The 19177-nt window shown below is 63.2% G+C and carries 14 protein-coding genes and 1 pseudogene; 9 read left to right on the top strand and 6 right to left on the bottom strand.

All coding sequences use genetic code 11. The features are described from left to right. Positions 1-131: 131 nt before the first annotated feature. The gene (locus KHN96_RS18470; RefSeq protein ID WP_045785173.1) at positions 132-407 is read right to left on the bottom strand and encodes a hypothetical protein; all 276 of its coding nucleotides are present in this window, start codon (positions 405-407) and stop codon (positions 132-134) included. An 802-nt stretch (positions 408-1209) separates the two neighbouring features. Here KHN96_RS18470 and KHN96_RS18465 point away from each other — a divergent pair. Continuing rightward, on the top strand, positions 1210-1683 hold the full coding sequence (locus KHN96_RS18465; protein ID WP_045785175.1) for a hypothetical protein: 474 nt from the start codon (positions 1210-1212) through the stop codon (positions 1681-1683). Between the two features lie 236 nt (positions 1684-1919). Here KHN96_RS18465 and KHN96_RS18460 read toward each other — a convergent pair whose 3' ends face one another. The 3 genes and pseudogenes from KHN96_RS18460 to KHN96_RS18450 form a co-directional block, all read right to left on the bottom strand. Beyond that, a complete protein-coding gene (locus tag KHN96_RS18460) occupies positions 1920-3158 on the bottom strand; it encodes a Shedu immune nuclease family protein (RefSeq protein WP_062737708.1) in 1239 nt (412 codons plus the stop codon). 145 nt (positions 3159-3303) lie between these two features. Next, complete coding sequence (locus KHN96_RS22830; protein WP_244855906.1) at positions 3304-4263, bottom strand: hypothetical protein; 960 nt, start codon at positions 4261-4263, stop codon at positions 3304-3306. A 348-nt stretch (positions 4264-4611) separates the two neighbouring features. After that, positions 4612-6597, bottom strand: a pseudogene (locus KHN96_RS18450) (TonB-dependent siderophore receptor); the annotation flags it as partial. A 412-nt stretch (positions 6598-7009) separates the two neighbouring features. Between KHN96_RS18450 and KHN96_RS18445 the strand changes: the two are divergent. After that, positions 7010-7477, top strand: a complete 468-nt coding sequence (locus tag KHN96_RS18445; protein WP_060784888.1) for a helix-turn-helix domain-containing protein — start codon at positions 7010-7012, stop codon at positions 7475-7477. Next, positions 7458-8024 carry a helix-turn-helix transcriptional regulator gene (locus tag KHN96_RS22825; protein WP_235430215.1) on the top strand — a complete coding sequence of 189 codons (567 nt, stop codon included), beginning with the start codon at positions 7458-7460 and terminating at the stop codon, positions 8022-8024. The genes KHN96_RS18445 and KHN96_RS22825 overlap by 20 nt, the downstream gene beginning before the upstream one ends. Here the strand turns inward: KHN96_RS22825 and KHN96_RS18435 are convergent. Further along, a complete protein-coding gene (locus tag KHN96_RS18435) occupies positions 8006-9121 on the bottom strand; it encodes a Fic family protein (RefSeq protein ID WP_115044133.1) in 1116 nt (371 codons plus the stop codon). The two genes, KHN96_RS22825 and KHN96_RS18435, sit on opposite strands and share 19 nt — an antisense overlap. Before the next feature lie 137 nt (positions 9122-9258). On the opposite strand from KHN96_RS18435, the gene KHN96_RS18430 reads away from it, so the two are divergent. The 6 genes from KHN96_RS18430 (at position 9259) to KHN96_RS18405 (ending at position 15303) form a co-directional block, all read left to right on the top strand. Beyond that, positions 9259-9888, top strand: coding sequence for a type IV toxin-antitoxin system AbiEi family antitoxin domain-containing protein (locus KHN96_RS18430; RefSeq protein ID WP_285846417.1), 630 nt, complete (start codon positions 9259-9261; stop codon positions 9886-9888). 100 nt (positions 9889-9988) lie between these two features. Further along, positions 9989-10480: a hypothetical protein gene (locus KHN96_RS18425; RefSeq protein WP_115044135.1), complete on the top strand. Its 492-nt coding sequence runs from the start codon at positions 9989-9991 to the stop codon at positions 10478-10480. A gap of 112 nt (positions 10481-10592) precedes the next feature. Beyond that, the gene (locus KHN96_RS18420; RefSeq protein WP_181817651.1) at positions 10593-12152 is read left to right on the top strand and encodes a recombinase family protein; all 1560 of its coding nucleotides are present in this window, start codon (positions 10593-10595) and stop codon (positions 12150-12152) included. After that, entirely contained in the window at positions 12149-13048 is a 900-nt protein-coding gene (locus KHN96_RS18415) for a plasmid partitioning protein RepB C-terminal domain-containing protein (protein ID WP_115044139.1), read from the top strand. The genes KHN96_RS18420 and KHN96_RS18415 overlap by 4 nt, the downstream gene beginning before the upstream one ends. Beyond that, on the top strand, positions 13045-13929 hold the full coding sequence (locus KHN96_RS18410; RefSeq protein ID WP_115044141.1) for a plasmid partitioning protein RepB C-terminal domain-containing protein: 885 nt from the start codon (positions 13045-13047) through the stop codon (positions 13927-13929). Before KHN96_RS18415 ends, KHN96_RS18410 begins: the two co-directional genes overlap by 4 nt. A 3-nt stretch (positions 13930-13932) precedes the next feature. After that, on the top strand, positions 13933-15303 hold the full coding sequence (locus KHN96_RS18405) for a YfjI family protein (protein WP_244855904.1): 1371 nt from the start codon (positions 13933-13935) through the stop codon (positions 15301-15303). A gap of 152 nt (positions 15304-15455) precedes the next feature. Here the strand turns inward: KHN96_RS18405 and KHN96_RS18400 are convergent, their stop codons facing one another. Next, positions 15456-19139, bottom strand: a complete 3684-nt coding sequence (locus KHN96_RS18400) for an AAA family ATPase (protein WP_115044143.1) — start codon at positions 19137-19139, stop codon at positions 15456-15458. Positions 19140-19177 lie beyond the last annotated feature (38 nt).

Raw genomic sequence — 19177 nt, 5'->3', positions numbered from 1 at the left:
GGCAGGACGCTTCGAACCTATCGGAACGACCGCTTCTGGCCGGAAGCGGCAAATCCAGCCGCGAACGCCCAACGGCCACTCTGCCTCCGCCATGGCATTCCCGCCCGTCACGGGAATGCGTCAATCCGTTGTTATTGGCTTTCGCCAGCCCGCTCTATGGCGGAAAGCACTTCCCACGTCTCAGGGTTGATCTGACAACCCTCCAGCACCATCGATACGAAGGCGCCGATGCCATCCAGAAACCCCGCGCGATACTCCGGCGGGTGCCTGGCTGCATGAGCCAGTGCCCAGCGCAGGCTGTCGGGGCGGAACTCGCGGTGGATGTGCAGGTCGGTCTGCGTGCGGAGCAGGTAGTCGCGCGCGGCCAAGGCGCCGGTGAGGTAGTGGCGGCGTTGGACGGGCGTCATTGGTGTCTCCGTGATTCGTGGGGACGGGGGTGGTGCTTGGGCGGGGACGGGTACGAGGCGGGGCGGTACCCGCTTGCAACTCCGGACATATAACCTCCTGTGAGACAAGGGAGGCCCGGCCGTTCGCTGCTACACGAGGGTGGCGGGCCCGACAGCAGGGGTAGCAGACCGGTCTCACAGGACACCGGCAGACCCGAAGGTCTCCCTGCCCGGCCCGCCATGGAAACAATAGGCGTGCGCAAGCTCCGGATGAAAAAAGCCGCTTGGCAGCGGCTATCCGGCCTGTGAGAAGAGACGGGCTGCTACACCCGACTACCGTTGGTGCGGTAGCGGGGCAATTATAGCCACGGGGGCAGCAGCGAAAGTTGGATTATTGATTCGCACTGGGCGCCGGGCCGAACGTCACGCTTCACCCTCAGACGCTGGCGCTTGACCCTCAAAGCGTGGAACGTCAGTGTCAAACACTGGAGCTTCGCCCTCAGACACTCGAGCGTCAGTGTCAAACAGTCGAATTCGACCCTTTGAGGGTCGCGTTTGAGCCTCAAACACCCGAACTTCACCGTCTGAGGGTCACGTTCCACTGTCTGAGGGTCGAGCGTCAGTGTCAGAGCGTCGAGTTCGACAGACCGAAGCTCGCGTTTCACGCTCCCACACTCGAAAGGCGGGAGCAGGCTTGCTGGCCCATGGGGGACCGGTTTCCCGTCAAAAGTTGTGTACAGCATTGCGATACGCCGCAGCGGTAGCCAACCTCACCGGGTTGTGCCAATCGGCATGACGCTGATATCCGCTTTAGAGGAACGCAATGTCTCAGAACTTGATCTCGTTTCAACCCAGCGCCACCGACCTGACCGCCATTGACGGTGCGCTGAAGACACTGGAAGAAAAGCTCGTCGGCCTGATTGGCCTGTCAGTCGAGCAGCGCAGCACGCTCATGAAGATGGGCAGCAAGTCCGAAGCGTTCTGCCGCCAGGCAGTGGAACTGCTGAGCAACAACCCCAGCGTGCTTCCTGCCAATTTCAACCTGCAGGAAATGCGACGTGACCTGGTGGGCTTTGACACCCTGCGCCCTCGCCTCGCTCGCATGGAGAAGTTGCTGGAAAGGATGGAGGATTCCCAACTGGCAATGGGCAGTGACCTGATGACGGCCGCGCTCGAGGGTTACACGTACCTGAAGGTTGCGGGCAAAGGGGAAGGGCTGGAATCGGCGCGGCGGACGTTGTCGGCGCGGTTTAGCCGGGGGCCGCGGAAGAAGGTGGAGGAGGTGGCTGGGGAGTGAGGTGATGGGCTGCTGATGGTGGCCTAGATGTGGGAAAGCCCGCGGTGCTGAGAGGCTCGCGGGCTTTTTCTTTTGTTTTAAGGGGACGTTGTTTGTCGACTTTTTGGAGCCGAAGGGCTACCGAGCAATGTCAAGGAACGCGATAGCCGGGCCGAACTTCTACTTACACCCCTGCAGCTCGCCCCAAATTGCCCCGGAGTGACTCCGATGCTCGATGAGTAGCACCATAGCAGGGCTTATGCTCTCGCTCGAAGCTGGCTAAGAACACACTCAAGCCGCCGCACCAGATCATCGTACGTAATGATGTCCACCACGCTTTTGTACTTTCGACGGACGATATCGAAGTCCCTCCGCTGAGCTTCCGACAACTCGTTGTCACGCCCCAAGATCACAATTCCACACGGATTCGTAATCTGGATCTTGAACCCAATTGGTAGCTTTTCAGCAAATCTCTTTGTAAGAGCCGCCTCGCCGACCGTGCCCCAGCGGTTCAAATGGAAGATGTACTTCTCGATCTGCATAACGGAGCCGGAAAGCTCCCGCATGGGGATATGGTTGTCGCGGTAGCCACTCGCAGTAACAACGCTTTTCCCAAAAGGTTGTTTGATCTCGATAACATCCACGTTGCCGGAGGCATCGACTAGCAGAATGTCAATTTCCCTCCTACCACCGCGCACCGAATCTTTGACCGATACACCTTCGAACGCTGCAATGTACTTGGGATTGAGCAAGCGGACGATCTGAAGGATCTCCGCCTGCCAAGCAGCTTCAGTGTAGGCATCCTCTGAGCGAAGCATTTGCTTAAGGCGTTCGAGCAGATAGAAGTACTTTTGCTCTTCTTCTTCTCGGAACCGTGTTGTGAGGTCCCTAGGTTTTCGCCGAGCCCGCTTTGCAACATACGTACGGAGGCTGGCTTCGGCGTCGACACTGGCGTCGGTGTACTCGCGCACCACCGCAGCCACACGAGCCAACACATATCTTTTCAACTCGTAACCTGTAGGGAATCGCTCGATTAGCCGCACATATTCGTCCAACGGAATTGCATCCGATGCCGGACCACCGATAACGATCCGCGTTGGACGCAGCTCAGACATCACACCTACGATAGACGTTCTCTGCTCAGCGGTGAACCATTTCCATGTTGGTTCAGCATCTCGCGCCAGCAATACAGGTACGTCAACGCCCAACACATCTGCGTTGAATCGAAAGTACTCTCCATCCGCCGTAGCCACCACGAATCGCAGCGGGCTCTGCTCCATGAACTCGACGAGTCTCGACTCAGAGTCAAAGTCGCCTACCCCATCCAGATCAACTTCATCGACATCGTCCGACAGGAGATCGTGCCTCGTTAGATGAAAGGTTTTTTTGATTACGAGGGGCTCACCGCGCTTGAACTTCCTGTAGACCCATAAGGCGTCATCTCGCGGAAGATAGAGAAGATGCAGATGTTCGCCCACCGCTTCGAATTCAATCACGAGATTCCTTCGCTGTACCGAGCACGTGTCGCACGCCAATTCAGCGCATCGACAGCGCTATTGTCGTAGTCAATAGGTTGTAATTTGGCCCTCAATCGACGCTATGGCGCAGACTCGGTGACAATTACATTTCCGGTGCTTGGCCCTAGGGAACAACAGCTATTCGCCTCAACCAGCCTTCGACCTCACCCCCCGGATCTCGTGCTCGGATACGTGCGGCGGTCATCTTTGGGAAGGCGTATCGAGCAAGCTTCTTCTTGACCGTATTGGTATTCCACCCTGTCTGGCCACTGATGATCGCCGGCACATCATCTTGGTCACCAAACGCGACGTTCAAGTTAAGACCCTCCGCTATGGCGTCGGGATGCAGATAATTTTCAATTTCTCGTTTCTGGGTCAAAAACCCTATAGAGCCATCGCCTCTTGCATTTACCTGAGCAATTGAGTCGCCATAAGCGGCAACGTCGTTGTCATAGATGTGCGCTTCCGGTCTTCCTAGCGGTTTCAGATAGTGTTCATTTACCCAATAGCCTAACGTGCCGCCGCCGAGAACGACAAAGGCGATGGACGGGTCCCGCTGCGCCATCCGCTGATCCCACTGCCGCGCAAGCTGCTCTTCCGCTCGCTTCGCCGCTGCTGCTGCCTCTTCCATCTCACGTTGACGAGCATTGCCCAGCGCCTCGGTAGGCGCATTGCCGACGAGCGCGCGCATCGCCTGGCCGCACGGCGCTTCCGTGTAGACCGTCTGCCCGTTGATCACGCATTTGTTCACGCCGGCCGGAGGCGTGGTGTTCCGTGCAGTGGGTTGCTGCACCGGGGCCATGGGTTGGCGCTGTGGCGGCGCCGTGGTGAGCGCCGGCTGTGTTGAAGCGGCCTGCTGGCTCGGCACCGCTGCGCCGTTACCAGTGAGCCGCAATTGCTTCGCGGCGATGTAGACGACCAGAAGAACGGCCACCCACACCATCAAGGAAACGATCCAGTGCACGCCTTGCTTGGCGCCCTGGGGTGGCTTGCCATACCAGCGGGCGTATTCCTTTTGCCAGTCGGGATTGCGCAGCTGCGGCTCTCGACGGTCTCTGAACCAATCGCGATCTTGTACTCCCACGACCCTCACCCCTTTCTATGGCGGCTTGTTTGTTATTTGCTGGAACCGCGCCGGACATAATCCGCTGGCCGGATATAAGTGGCGCTCTGCTCCGGCGAGCACCTACGCTACAACGAATTTATCCGGCGCGAAATGCCACAAATTGGGGTATCGCATGCATGCCTTGCTAAGGCTCAAAAATAGATAACGCCTTGCAACTACCGTGCGCCCTTCCCCAGTCCCTTCCCCTGCTTCGTTGTTTGTCTTTGATTTTTAAGGGGAAAGCGCTGTGCATTTGATGTGACGGTACGGTGAGGCGCTCTCCTGGCGTGCGTCCCGCCGTCAATCAAATGGGTTAGGCATATGCCCTCGCGTAACGCTGTCGATCTGCACGTAGCCGTTGAGCTGCACGGTGGTATAGGCGGGCAGCTGGAAGCCGTCCTGCGTATTGGCGGTATTGCCCGCACGGCTGCCAACGTAGACCACGCCCGCACCTACGCCGGCCTTTTGCCCGACGGGGGGCGCAAATTCATACATCAGCAGCGCGCTGCCGCTCACGCGCGGGATGTCGACCAGCCGGGCACCCGGCGTGAGCACGGTATCGCGCGTGACTTCGGCATCGATGTACGCCAGGTTGGCAATGCCACGGAAGCCGCCGCCCAGTTCGCCGTTCCACTCGAATTCCAGGCCACGGCTGCGGACCTCGCCGGCCGCGCGCGAAAAGCCGCTGTTGGCCGGGTCTGCGGTCAGCACGTTGCGCTTGCTCACGTCAAATGCGGCCAGGGTGGCCAACCATTTGGCGCCCGCCCATTTGACGCCGACTTCGTAGCCGTGGCCCTTTTCTGGGGCGAAGGCGTTGCCGCTGGCATCGATGCCGTTGTTGGGGCGGAACGAATACGCGGTGTTGGCGTAAAGGGAAAGCGCCGGGCTCCACTGGTAGACCAAGCCCAGGCGCGGGCTGGCGGCGGTCTGGTTCTGGCTGGTGGTGATGCCGGTGCGGCGGTTTTCGATCGACTGGCGGTAGTTGTCCCAGCGCAGCCCGGCAATGACCTTCCAGTGTTCGCCCAGGGCCAGGGTGTCTTGCACGTAGGCGCCCTGCCCCTCGTCGTGCTCCAGCGCGTTGGTTGCGGTATTGAGCGCAGGCGTTGGCTGGCCGTAGACAGGGTTGAAGATGTCGACGGCATACGGCGCGGCGGCCGTGGGGGTGGAGCGCTGAACGAACTGATCGTAGTTGAAGCGGTAGGCGTCGGTGCCCATGACCAGCGTGTGCGATACGGGGCCGGTCTGCAGGTTGCCGGTCAGCTCCAGCCGGCCTTGCAGGTCGTTGCTGTGAAAGCTGACATTGCGATAGCGGCGCCACAGCGTGCGGCCGTCGGCCTGCAGCGAGAACGCCTCCGACGAGCGGCCGTACAGATCGGTATCGCGCTGCGCCACGCCCCCGTTGACCGACCAGTCTGCGTTGATGCGGTGGTCTACGGTCAACTGGTGGCCAAGGTTGCGCACTTCGTAGTTGCCGTCGCGCGGCTCACCGAGGAAGCGCGAGGTCGGGATCGCGCCCAGTTCGCCGTTGACGGCCACCACGCCGCGATCGAGCGGGGCGCTCTGACGCGCGGCTTCCATTTCGTAGTGGACGATGGTGTCGGGCCCCGCCTTCCACGTAAAGCCGGGCGCCACCAGGTAGCGTTTGTTGGATACGGTGTCGCGAAAGCTGCCGTTGTCCTCGTTCATGACGTTCAGCCGATAGGCGAGCGTGTCGGACAGCGGCCCGGTGGAATCCAGCGTTTCGCGTGTGGCGCCGTAGCTGCCGGCCGACACGCTTACGGTGTTGGCGCTTTTGAACTGCGGCTGCTTGGTGGTGTAGCTGATGATGCCGCCCGGGTCGCCGCGCCCGTACAGCGCAGAGGCCGGCCCCTTGAGCACCTCCATGCGCTCCACGCTGGCGGTGTCGCGCGGCACGCTCATCCCGCGGTTCCACGAGAAGCCGTTGAGCAAGTAGTCGGTGCCAGAGGTGTTGCCATCGCCGGCAAAACCGCGCACGGCGTAGTTGTCCCACAGGCCGCCAAAGCTGTTCTGGCGCGACACGCCCGCCACCCAGTCGTACAGATCGTCGCCCCGTCCGGCGGCCACCGTTTTGATGAATTCTGCGTTGACGCTGCTCACGGCAAAGGGGATCTCCATCAGGTCGGAATCCGTGCGCGTGGCCGTGGACGTTTGCTTGGCACGAAAGCCCTGCGCCTGGCGCTGGCCTGTCGCCGTGGTGGTTGGCAGTTGCACTTCCTGCGCCGCCGCGTCGGCTGCGTTCGCCACGCCGATGATGGCGGCCACCATGCCGGCCGCCCACTCCTTGCTGTTCATAACTCGCTTATCGTTTGATATGCGCTGTGTTGTCTGCAGCCGAGCGTTCACCCGGCGGAAGCGCGCAATCATAAATGAGATTTATTCTCAATACGAGGAATGACCCCGGTCTGGCGGAGGCGGGTCGAGATGACGCAATGGGGCCGAACATCGGCCTGGAGCGGCAAAGCGCGGCCAATGGCGTTCAGGAGACGGTGGCCTGAACGGCGCTAATGCTGACCTGGCAGGCAGCAAAAAGCCCAGCCGGGAATGGCTGGGCTTCTGGGATCTGGTGGCGTAGTTTAACAAGAAACGAAACCCGCTTCTCCGCTGTGCCTCGCCACGGGTCGGAAACCCCGCCATATGTGCGCGATTCCGAGGAAGGATTCCGCGCCCCCGCGCATGCCCACGACCGGAAGTTCAGAGAGGCCGATTGGCACTCGCAGCCGTCGCCAATGCCGGGCGCTTCTGGGCCTGCAACTTGGCTTTCGTCGCGTTCGCCGCCGTAATGCCCAGCACGAACGACGAAAGGAGCGCCATGTTGACCGAACCCGCCTTCACCGAAACCGAACTTGCCTTGCGCTGGAACATCAGCATCAAGACCTTGCAACGCTGGCGCAGCGAAGAGCGCGGCCCACCGTACTTCAAGCTCTCCAAGGCCGTCCGCTACGCGGTGGCTGAAATCGTGGCCTATGAGCAGGCAAACCGCCAGGGGATGCCCAACGACGCTGCCTTGCCGCCATTGACGGCGGCGACGCCCGTCGTCGAACCTCAGGTGCCAGCCGCGCCCGAGCCGAAGCGGTACTACCTCAACGAGGCCTTCGCGCTCATCGCGCAGTACGGCAGCCTTGCGGCGGCCGAGGCCGCCCTGACGGAGGCGCATGATGAAACCCAAGGCTGACTCCACTACCCGCCGCGCCGACACCGGCCCGGATGAACCGCCAATCAAGTATCCGGTTCTCAACGAAACGCAGCTGTGCTCGAGGTGGAACCTCTCGCCCAAGACGCTCCAACGCTGGCGTTCGGAGGGCATCGGCCCGCCCGCATGGCACATCGGCAGGTCTGTCCGCTACCTCCTGATGGAGGTCGAGGCCTTCGAGCGCAAGGCGCAGGTGACGTGGAGATCCAGCGCCGGACGCGCCTTGTCCGAATCCTCGCCCACCGCGCGCGAAGACGCCATCGAGCAGATGATGCAGCAGCGACCCGGTCGGCGCGATCAGATTTTCTACTCCGCCAAGGAGGTGGCCGACATCACTGGATTGCCCGCTCACTGGCTTCACCAGAATCAGGAACGCCAGCGGCTCGGCATTCCTTTCTACAGGATGGCGAACGGTGACGTCATCCGTTTCAGCATCGAAGAAGTCTTCCGCTGGGAGGTGCATCACCTGCGTCCGTGCCGCAGCGGTGCGGGCATGCCCGTCGATGCACTTCAGTCCGCGAGCTCGTAGCCGGTGCTGCGCCCGCCGCCGGGCGATTTTTTCAGCACGCCCAATTCCAGCAACTGCGTGATGTCGCGCAACGCGGTGTCGGGCGAGCACTTGGCGATGGCGGCCCACTTGCTGCTCGTGAGCTTGCCCTCGAAGCCGTCGAGCAGGCGGTTGAGCAGTTTCACCTGCCGCTCGTTCAACGACATGCCCGCCCAGCGTTGCCAGAAGCGTGCTTTGACCAGCACGGCATCCAGGGTGGACTGTGCGCTGGTGACGGCGCGCCCGAGTGTGTCGAGGAACCACGACAGCCAGCCGGTGGCGTCGAGCGTGCCCTTCTGCGTGCGTTCGAGCACGTCGTAGTAGTCCTTGCGCTCGCGCTGGATTTGCGCCGACAGGCTGTAGAAGCGTTGCGGGCTGCCGTCGGCGCGGGCGAGGAACAGGTCGCCCACGGCGCGCGCGATGCGGCCGTTGCCATCGTCGAAGGGGTGCAGCGTCACGAACCACAGATGCGCGAGGCCTGCCTTGATAAGCGCCGGTTCGCCGGTTTCCTCGTTCGCCCACGACAGGAATTTCGCCGTCTCGGCGGGCAGCGCATCGGCGGGCGGTGCCTGGAAGTGAACCTTGCGTCGCCCCACCGGGCCGGAAACCACCTGCATCGGCCCGGCGGCATCGTCGCGCCACTGGCCCACGGTGAGCTTGCTCATGCCGGAGTAGCCAGTCGGGAACAGTGCCGCGTGCCATCCGAACAGGCGCTCGGCGGTCAGCGGTTCGGCGCTGCGCGAGGTGGCATCGAGCACCATCTCCACGACGCCTTCGACGTGCCGATCCACCGGCGCGACCGCGCCGATGTCCACGCCCAGACGCCGGGCGATGGACGAGCGCACGGATTCCACGTTCAGCACTTCGCCTTCGATTTCGCTGGTCTTGACCACGTCCTCCGTCAGCGCGGCGAGGCTGGCCTGGTCGCGCAGCGCCAACCCCACGTCGGCCAGGCGACCCAGCAGCACGCCCTGGGCACGGCTGACCTCGGTCAGCGGCCCGGTCAGCGCGGCCAGGTCGTAGCGCCATTTCGGCCAGTCGTCGGCCTGCCAGATGTAAAGTTTTTCTCCGCTATCCATGCGGAGATTAAACACCCTATTCGCCGCAAAGACAAGTCATTCTCCGCGTAGCGTGCGGCGAATGGGGCAGCTAATCACCGCATCCAGCAGCACAATATGTTCCTATTCTTCTCCAAAATGCTACATTAGGAGAATATATGGAACACGAAACGGCCATACCCGCCGACACCCACAGCCAGCGCGTGCTCGATTTGACCAGCCAGAAGGGATTGCTGCGCGCCAGCGATCTGGACGCCATCGACGCGCCCCGGGTTGTCCTGACGCGCTTGATCGCCGCTGGCCTGCTGGACAGGGTCGGGCGCGGCCTCTATCGCCTACCCGGCCATCCGATCTCGGAACACGAAGGCCTCATGGTGGTGGCGGCCAAGGCGCCGCAGGCCGTGTTCTGCCTGCTGACGGCGCTGCAATTCCACGGGCTGACCACCCAACTGCCACGCCAAGTCTGGATCGCCATGCCGCGCGGCTGCCACGCGCCCCGTATCGATTGGCCGCCGATCAGGATGACGCAGATGACGGGCGATGCCCACGCAGCAGGCATCGAGGAACACCTGCGCGACGGCGTGACGCTGCGGGTCTACAGCGCGGCCAAGACGGTCGTGGACTGCTTCAAGCACCGCAACAAGATCGGCCTGGATGTGGCGATGGAGGCGCTGAAAGATGCCTGGAGGGCGCGCAAGGCGTCGGCGGACGATCTGTGGCGGTACGCCAAGGTGTGCCGGGTCGCCAACGTGATGCGGCCCTATATGGAAGTGGTCGCCCATGAGTAATCGCGCGGCCTCGCTCCCATGAGCGCCTGATCGCCCGCGTGATCATCCGGCGACGGTGATCGGTCGCGGCTTCCGTGCGGATTTGCATGGAGACCCGACGATGACCCGACACTGCACCTGCTGCGGCAAGCCCTTCGAACCCCGCCCGCAAGTTCCCGACCAATCCTTTTGTTCCACGCCCGACTGCCAGCGCGCCCGCAAGCGCCAATGGCAGCGGGCCAAACTCCAGTCCGATCCCGACTACCGGATCAACCAGCGCGCCGCTCAGCAAGCGTGGTCGCAGCGCAATCAGGACTACTGGCGAAACTACCGCGACGCCCGGCCCGAGTACGCGCAGCGCAACCGCGAGCAGCAGCGGTCGCGAGATCAGGGCCGAAACGGCGATCTTGCAAAGATGGACGCGTGCGATCTGCCAAGCGGCCTGTACCGCATCACGCGGCATCCGGCATTGCTGAGGGGAAACGGCGATTCGTGGGTTGTCGAGATCACGCCGGTCTGCATGACGTGTCCGTGCAAGATGGACGTGTCAAGAGAGGACGTGATCGACACCTCGGCCGCCTGCCCGTATTTTTGCTTCCAAACGGGTTCTTGAACATCTCGCATGGCAGCGATTCCAACCGTGTGCGTTGCCGCCGCTTGGCGGCGGCACGTCCATTGAAGGGAGCGGCAGACCCGAAAACGTCAATCACAAAGTGATCGGGTCTATGCAATCGAACGAATCGCCTACAAGTCCGCCAGGGTCGGTGTTCCGCGCCGCGCAGTACGTGCGCATGTCCACCGAGCACCAGCAATACTCGACGGAGAACCAGGCCGACAAAATCCGCGAGTACGCCGCCCGGCGCAACATCGAGATCGTCCGCACCTACGCCGACGAGGGCAAGAGTGGTTTACGCATCGACGGTCGGCAGGCGCTCCAGCAACTGATCGGCGACGTCCAGGCGGGCAAGGCTGACTTCCAGATCATCCTCGTCTACGACGTGAGCCGCTGGGGCCGATTCCAGGACGCCGACGAAAGCGCCTACTACGAATACATCTGCCGCCGCGCCGGGATTCAAGTCGCCTACTGCGCCGAGCAGTTCGAGAACGACGGCTCGCCGGTGTCCACCATCGTCAAAGGCGTCAAGCGTGCAATGGCGGGCGAATACAGCCGCGAGCTCTCGGCCAAGGTGTTCGCCGGGCAGTGCCGCCTGATCGAACTCGGCTTCCGCCAAGGCGGGCCCGCAGGCTACGGTCTGCGGCGCGTGCTGATCGACCAGTCCGGCTCGGTGAAGGGGCAGCTTTCCCGTGGTGAGCACAAGAGCCTGCAAACCGACCGCGTGATCCTGATGCCGGGGCCGGACGAGGAAGTGGCGGTCGTGAACCAGATCTACCGCTGGTTCGTCGAGGACGGCCTGTTCGAATCCGAGATCGCCGACCGGCTCAATACCCGCGGCATCCGGACCGACCTCGGGCGCGACTGGACGCGGGCCACGGTGCGCGAGGTGTTGTCCAACGAGAAATACATCGGCAACAACGTCTACAACCGGCGTTCCTTCAAGCTCAAGAAGGTGCGCGTGGTGAACCGCCCGGAGATGTGGATCAAGAAAGAAGGCGCGTTCGAGGGCATCGTGCCGCCTGACCTGTTCTACACGGCGCAAGGCATCCTGCGGGAGCGCGCCCACCGCTTCAGCGACGAGGAGCTGATCGAGAAACTGCGGCGGCTCTTCCAGCAGCACGGCTACCTGTCCGGCCTGATCATCGACGAGGCCGAGGGGATGCCGTCGGCAGCGGCCTACGCGCACCGCTTCGGCAGCCTGATCCGCGCCTACCAGACGGTGGGCTTCACGCCGGATCGGGACTACCAGTATCTGGAGGTCAACCAGTTCCTGCGCCGCCTCCACCCGGAGATCGTCGGCCAAACCGAGCGGATGATCGCCGAGGTCGGCGGCGCGGTCATGCGCGATCCGGCGACCGACCTGCTCACGGTCAACCGCGAGTTCACCGTCTCGCTGGTGCTGTCACGCTGCCAACTGCTCGACAACGGTCGCCGCCGCTGGAAGGTGCGCTTCGACACCAGCCTCACACCGGACATCACGGTCGCCGTGCGTCTGGATGACAGCAATCAGTCGGCATTGGATTACTACCTGCTGCCGCGTCTGGACTTCGGCCAGCCGCGCATCCACCTGGCCGATCACAACGGCCTCGAATTCGAGAGCTACCGCTTCGACAGCCTGGACTACCTCTACGGCATGGCCGAGCGCAGCCGTCTGAGGAGAGTCGCATGAGCAAAATGCACCACGCTTCCGAGCTGCAAATGATCCCGGTCGATCAGATAGCGGTGCTCAACCCACGCGACCGCAACGGCCGCGTGTTCGAAGAGATCGTCGGCAACATCAAGAACGTCGGCCTGAAGAAGCCAGTCACGGTCACGCCGCGCGACGATCTCGAAGACGGAAAACGCTACCTGCTGATCTGCGGTGAAGGACGGCTCAAGGCGTTCAAGTCGCTCGGCGAGAAAGAGATTCCGGCACTGGTGGTGCGGGTCAACAACGAAGACGCCTTCATCATGAGCCTGACCGAGAACATCGCCCGCAGGAAATACAGTGCGCTGGAACTGCTGATGAGCATCGAGCAGCTGAGCCAGCAGGGCTACGACAAGCGCGTCATCGCCCAGAAAACCGGCCTGAGCCTCGACTACATCAAAGGCATCCTGCTCCTCTTCGAAAAGAGCGAGGAACGCCTGCTGGCCGCCGTCGAGGCCGGAAGGGTTCCACTCAATGTCGCCATCACCATCGCGGGCGCAAGCGACGAAGAAGCGGTGCAGGCCGCGTTGCAGGACGCCTACGAAAGCGGCCAGTTGCGCGGCGGGCAACTGATGCAGGCGCGGCGCGTACTTCAGCGGCGCAGCACCCTGGGCAAAACGCTGGCCCATCGGCCAGCGCGCAAGGGCGCGTCCGTCACCACGTCCAGCCTCGTGCGCAACTACCAGCACGAGGTCGAGCGGCAGAAGCTGATGGTCAAGAAGGCCGAATTCACCCAGCAGCGCCTGCTGTTCGTGATCGAGGCGCTGCGTCAGTTGCTGGCCGACGAGCACTTCTCCAACCTACTTCGCGCCGAAGGCCTGGACACCTTGCCCAAGCAACTGGCCGAGCGCGTCTGGTCTGGAGGCCACGCGGCATGAGCCGCCCGCCGCTTGGGTTCATCCCAGAACCGATCACGCTTGCGCTGGATCGGATTCTGCCGTCGCGCAAGACGCCGGAGGGCTTGAATACCTCGCGAAAGTTCAAGCAGATCATGGCCTCGATGGAAGCAGTCGGACTGATCGAACCCTTGAGCGTGGGCAAGGCCGATAAGGCCACCGGCCAGCACATCCTGCTCGACGGGCACATGCGCCTGCTGGCGCTGCGGCAGCTCGGCTACGTCGACGCACCGTGCCTGATCGCTACCGACGACGAAAGCTATACCTACAACAACCGGATCAACCGCATCTCGTCCATTCAGGAGCACCACATGCTTCGGCGAGCGGTCGAGCGTGGCGTTTCGCCCGAGCGGCTGGCCAAGGCGCTGAACGTGGACATCAGCCAGATCCACAAGAAGGTGAGCCTGCTCGAAGGCATCTGCCCGGAGGCGGTCGAGATGCTGAAGGATCAGCACTTCTCCGCCAACCTCGGTTCGGTGCTGCGCAAACTCAAACCGACCCGGCAGGTCGAGTGCGTGGAATTGATGCTCACTGCCAACAACATGACGGTCGCCTACGCCGAAGCCCTGCTCGCAGCCACGCCGCCGCACCTGCTGGTCAGCGAGAAGCGGCCCCGGAAGCTATCCGGCGTCACAGCGGAACAGATGGTGAAGATGGAGCGCGAGATGGGAAACATCCAAGGGCAACTGAAGCTGGTCGAAAAATCCTACGGTCAGGACGTGCTGCTACTCGTGCTGGCGCGCGGCTACCTCGGCAAGCTGATCGACAACAAGGCGGTGTTCCGTTTCCTGTCGCAGCGACAGCCCGACGTGCTGGCCGAGTTCGAGAACATCATCCAGACCGTGGCGCTGGACGGCAAATGAAGAATGCGTCGGATCGTCGATGCCATTTCGCCATCGCACGCAGCATCACCGTTCGACGACGCCGATGACGGCGACGGTGCGACGATGGTCGCGCACCGCAACGCGCCCGAGGCCGGCCCGGCTTGCCTCTACGGCCTGATCGGCGACGTGGCTCGCGCGGGCAGCGACGGCACAGAGACCAACGCCTGCGCCATCGCCGCCAACTTCATGGCCTACCTGTCCTGTGCGGTCGGACGCGGCGTGTACCTGCCCATCGGCAACACTTGGCACCACGCACGGCTGTTCTGCTTGCACGTCGGGCGCTCGGGCCGTGGCCGCAAGGGCGACGCGGTGTCGCTGGTGCTGCGCATCGATCAGGCGCTGCGCGCGATGGACGAAGGCTTCGCGCCGCAGATTCATCGCGGCGGCCTGTCCAGCCGCGAAGGGTTGGTGGCATTGATGCACGACGGCTACCGGCAAGGCCGCGTGGACGTTCCTGCCATCGAGGACAAGCGGCTGTGGGTGGTCGAATCCGAGTTCGCCAACGTGCTGCATCAGGGGCGTCGCGACGGCAACACGCTGTCGGCGGCGCTGCGCGATTGTTGGGATGGCGTCGATCTCAAGCCCGCCACCAAGTCGAATCGACTTTACGCCAGCCACCCGCACGTCTGCTTGAGCGGCGCGATCTCGCCCAGCGAATTGACGGTCCTGATGAGCGCTCGCGAACTCACCAACGGCTTCGCCAACCGCTTCCTGATGATCTGGGCCGAACGCACGCGGATGCTGCCGTTCCCGAAGGAGACGCCGCAGGCGGTGGTGGAGCATCTGGCGCGCAGGACGCTTGAGGTGTTGGCCTTCGTTCGTGCCAATCGGCACGACCAGCGCGACCATCTGCGGATGGAGCTCTCGCCGCAGGCGCAATGGCGCTACGCCCAGCTCTACCGGGGCGAACTGAACGACGATTTCGGCGACGGCGTCGTCGGCGCGCTGCTGGAGCGCCGCGCCCCGATGCTGCTCCGTCTGGCCATGCTGATGGCGCTGACCGATCTGCAAACCCGGATCGACGCCCAGCACATCGACGCCGCGATGGCATGGATTCGGCACGCCACGGCGTCCGTACGCTTCGTGTTCGTCAGCGCCGCCGAGGAAGCGAAGCTGGCGCAGGTGCTGGAATTGTCGAACCGCGTGCTGGCCTTCCTGCGCGAGCGCGTTCAGGCCACGCGCAGCCAGATCAGCGCGGAGTGCTTTCGGGGCAAGGTGCCCAAGGCGCGGATCGACGCCAGTCTGGAGCACCTGTTGGCCAGCACGCCGCCCAAGATCACGGTGCAGTGGGTCGAGCGCCCCGCCGATGCGCCAGGCACTCCCACGCGGGTGTACCAGCTCGCGTACGCGTAGCGGGGGAACCTCATTTCGCTCACTTCGCCGCGCGGGATTGCCCGCAAGTGCTTGTCGGGCTTCTCATTTCGCTGATTTCGCTCATTTCGCGCCGCAGCGATGCAAAACGTGCCGACTCTGATGTCGGCCGCGAACCGGACGTTAGAAGTGGGTTACTCGATGAGAGTCTTGATGGCGTCTGCCGTCTCCCTCAACCGCACTGAGTCCAACCCGTTCTGGGCATCCTCGGTCGAAATGAACAAGGTCTTGCCCTCAACGAAGCCATTGCGCACATACCACTCGCGCTTCCAGTCCCAGCCCCGTTTGTAGTCAGGCCGACTCAGCATCCCGAGGTGCTCCCAGATGATTAGGTCACCGTCGGCCGTCACGAACGAAAAGTCGGGGCGAAGTCGTCCCGGCGCCGTGGTGCCTTCGCAGACGCGCTCGTACTCGTAAGGGATGCCGAGCTGGAACAGCATGTTGGCGATGACCAGCTCTGACTTGCTGCGGACCAGGTGGCCCTTCTCGGTTCGATGGATGAGGTGCTCCGCGAAGGGCACAGTGTCGTCAGCGGCGCGGATAACGCCATGAAAGATGTTCGTGTTCCGGCGCGCCGTCTCCGAGCGCTCCGGTCGCGTGAGCTCGAAGAGCACCGTGGCGTCGTCGCCCTCGATCAAGAGGACGAGCTGCTCACGCGAGCGCGTCAGCGCGGTGTAGATGAGCTCGCGCGATAGCAGCCTACAGTTTTTCGGGACGACGACGAATACCTTCTTGAACTCGCTGCCCTGCGACTTGTGCACCGTGAGTGCGTAGGCCAGCTCTAAGGGGCCCACCCCACCTGGAAAGTCCCGCTTGCTGTAGCCGAAGCTGAGTCCAGGTCGCCCCGCGAAGACGACGTTCATCCAGGGGTGCTTGGCGGTCGCGACCAGTCCTACCTCACCATTGGCGAGGTAGTGCTCGTCGGATGCCTTCCCATCGTAGGCGTTGCGCCACTGGTTCGAGATCTGGATGACCTTATCCTTACGGACGATGCTCTCGTCGCCAAGGCTGAGGCCCCACACTTCCGACGCACTCTCGAGCTCCTTGGCCCGGAAGCGTCGCTGTACCCACCGGTTGATGTCGCGCACGCCGTGCGGGTGCATGCGTACCGGGGACAGGATCTGCCACCGCTCGGAGCCCTCCGGCGCATCGAACGGCACCCAGCCGCGATCATCGAGCCCGAGCGAAGTGTCGAAGCCCGCTACGTCGCTGCCATTCTTCAGCCCGAGGTGTTTCTGAAAGGACTGGAGCAGTTGCGAGTGCAGCTCGTCGGGCGTCTTCCAGAACACGATCTCGAGGTCGTTGAATTTCTCGCCGAGCTCGAGATCGCTGAGAACGCGATCCGCATCGACGGGCTGCTGCTCGCGCGTGAACCATGACGCCAGGCGCAGCGCGTCCGACGCTGCGGAGGCCGCAGCGGCTGCGCGCACCTCGACGGTGAGCCGAGCGAGGGCGTGCCCCAGGGGCGAATCGTCATCGCTCTGCTCATCGGTGGTTTCGAGATACGAGACGAGGTCGGCGAACGGGCGGCCCACGCCAATTGGTGGAAGCTGGTTCGGATCGCCCACCAGGATGAGTCTCTGCACGTGGGCGAGGTCGAGCGCCTCCAGCACTGCGACGAGATCGTCCATCGTCAGCATCGAACACTCGTCGATGACGACGGTTCTCTCCTTCCGATATTTGTCCCTGCCGTCGAACTTCGGCCGCTGTCGAGCGCCGTCGTACCGACCGAGCCGGTGGAGAAACTGTGCGACGGTCATCGCCTCGGCGTTCGTCGCCTTGCCAAGACGCACGCGCGCCTTCCCGGTCGGCGCGAGAAGAAGGATGCCGTCCTTCGTGAGTGCCTCGGACAGCATCAACGCGCCCATGACCGACGTCTTGCCCGTGCCGGCCCGGCCGACGAGAACGCTCAGTCGTCGTGACAGTAGGCGTGCGAGGGCAACTGCCTGTTCCTCAATTGCCTGGCGATGCAGCTCATTCGACTTGTCAAACTTGCCGCCTGCCTCCGAGATAGCGGCAACGAGCAGCTTCTGCCAATCGGCCTTCACGGGGGCAGCAGGCTTGGCGGCGCGCTTGCCCAGGACCGAGCGGAGTCGATCTTCACGTCCCTTCAGCTCCGTGAGCTGCAGCGCAGCGGTCGATGTAGCGCCGGTGCCGGCGACATCCACGAGTTCTATAACGCAGGACAGTGTGCTGCGGTTCGTGCTCGGCCAGTCCGAACCGATTACGCAAGGGTGGGCAAGGTCCAGCGAGCCGATCCGTTGCAGCGCCTCCGAAACGCTCAGGAGCGCATCGCCGTTCTCCGAAGCTTCACGCAGCACCGCGACCAGTGCGGCGCGAAGACGTCGCGCGTCGTTCGGCGAGCCCACCTTCGAGGGTTCCGGGACTGGGTGCTTTGCTGCAATGGTCGCGTCAGGGAGCAAGCCGCGATCAATGAGCCCCACGGACACCGGCGAATCGTTCCAGTCGCCGAGGTCCACTTCGCTCATCCGATACGGGTTCGCGAGGATCTCCTCGTCGCTCACCTTCGCGGCCGTGCCCTTGGTTCTCTCCTTCGGGTCGAACCAGCGAAGCGCCTGCGCCGACGTGAGCGCGAACCGCGACAGCAGCTTGAGCAGAGCGCGGCGCTCGTCAGGGAGGCTTGTCCACGTCTCTCGGATCGCCTCCAGATCGTTCGCATAGGCCGGCTGCGGCGGCTTCTGTTTCCCTCGGAGGATCGCATCCACGGTCGGCCACGGGTCGGCGTCGGCCTTGACCATTTCCGACGACCGCAATTCCAGCGCAAGGGCTGTGCCGAGTCGCATCCCGAGTGCCTCAAGGGCGGGGCCGAGTCCAGGGAACGGCCCTCGGTCTTGCCATGCCTGCGCGATCTGCTGGTTGAGCCACTCCTCGCGGCGCTCCCACGGCCCTTTCGCGATCCCATGCTCTCGAATCTTGCGCACCGATTCGAGGCATCGGACCAGCGTAGATAGCGCGATGTCGGCGGGCGCCAGCTCCGCGGCGTAGGAGAAGACGCGGACGTGCGCCGGGTCGGCGGACACTGCGATTTCCCGCAGGAGCCGTTCACGCCGTGCGTCTTCAGCGGCGTCGCCTGTCGGCTCGAGGTAGTCGTGGTACGGGAGCAGGAAGCCGTCTTCTCCGTGCGGTCGGATCGTGTGCCGAATGAGCAGATCCCACATGAGGTGCGTTGGCTTCTTCTTCGTGACGTCGTAGGCCTTCGGCGGGGCGAGCGTGGCGATCTTTCCGACGCCCATCACGAGCCGCGAGATGGTGTCGCCGAGCGGCTGGCCCTCTTTGCAGTAGAAGAACACCAGCGACCGATCCGGCGTGAGCCTGCTGGAGAACAGCTTAAGGATCGCCTCCTGCCGTTCGCGGCCGAAGACCCAAGGACTCGCAAACGGGGACTCCTCGTCGGGCGGGAGCGGTGTCGGAAGCCGCTCGTCAATTGCTTTCTGCTCGCTACGGAGCATCCACGCGAACGGCACCACGAACGTGGCGTAGGACGGGACCCTGACCAGCGTCGGCTTGAGGTGGCCGTGCGTCTCCTCGGCCTTCTTGATGCCGGCGTAGGGATGAACGAAGTGCCGCGACCACTCCTCTTCATTCATGAACGCGCCCGACTCGGCCTTGCAAGCGGGCAGATCGTCCGGCTCCAGAGTGCTCCATCGCTTCCCTGCCAGTGCGTCCTCGCGGGCATCATCGCGCTCCTCGCGGATGCGGTCGAGTGCGGCGCAGAACGAGTTGCAGGATGGCTGGCGGCAGACGGTCCCGTTCCAGCGGGAGTCATGCCAAGCAACGCGCGCAGTAAGGTGGAACATGGGCTATTCGGTCCTTCCGTCTCTGATGGTGGTTACAT

This window comes from Ralstonia mannitolilytica (assembly GCF_905397375.1).
In the GTDB taxonomy this organism is placed as follows: domain Bacteria; phylum Pseudomonadota; class Gammaproteobacteria; order Burkholderiales; family Burkholderiaceae; genus Ralstonia; species Ralstonia mannitolilytica.
This window is presented reverse-complemented; position numbering and strand designations above follow the sequence as displayed.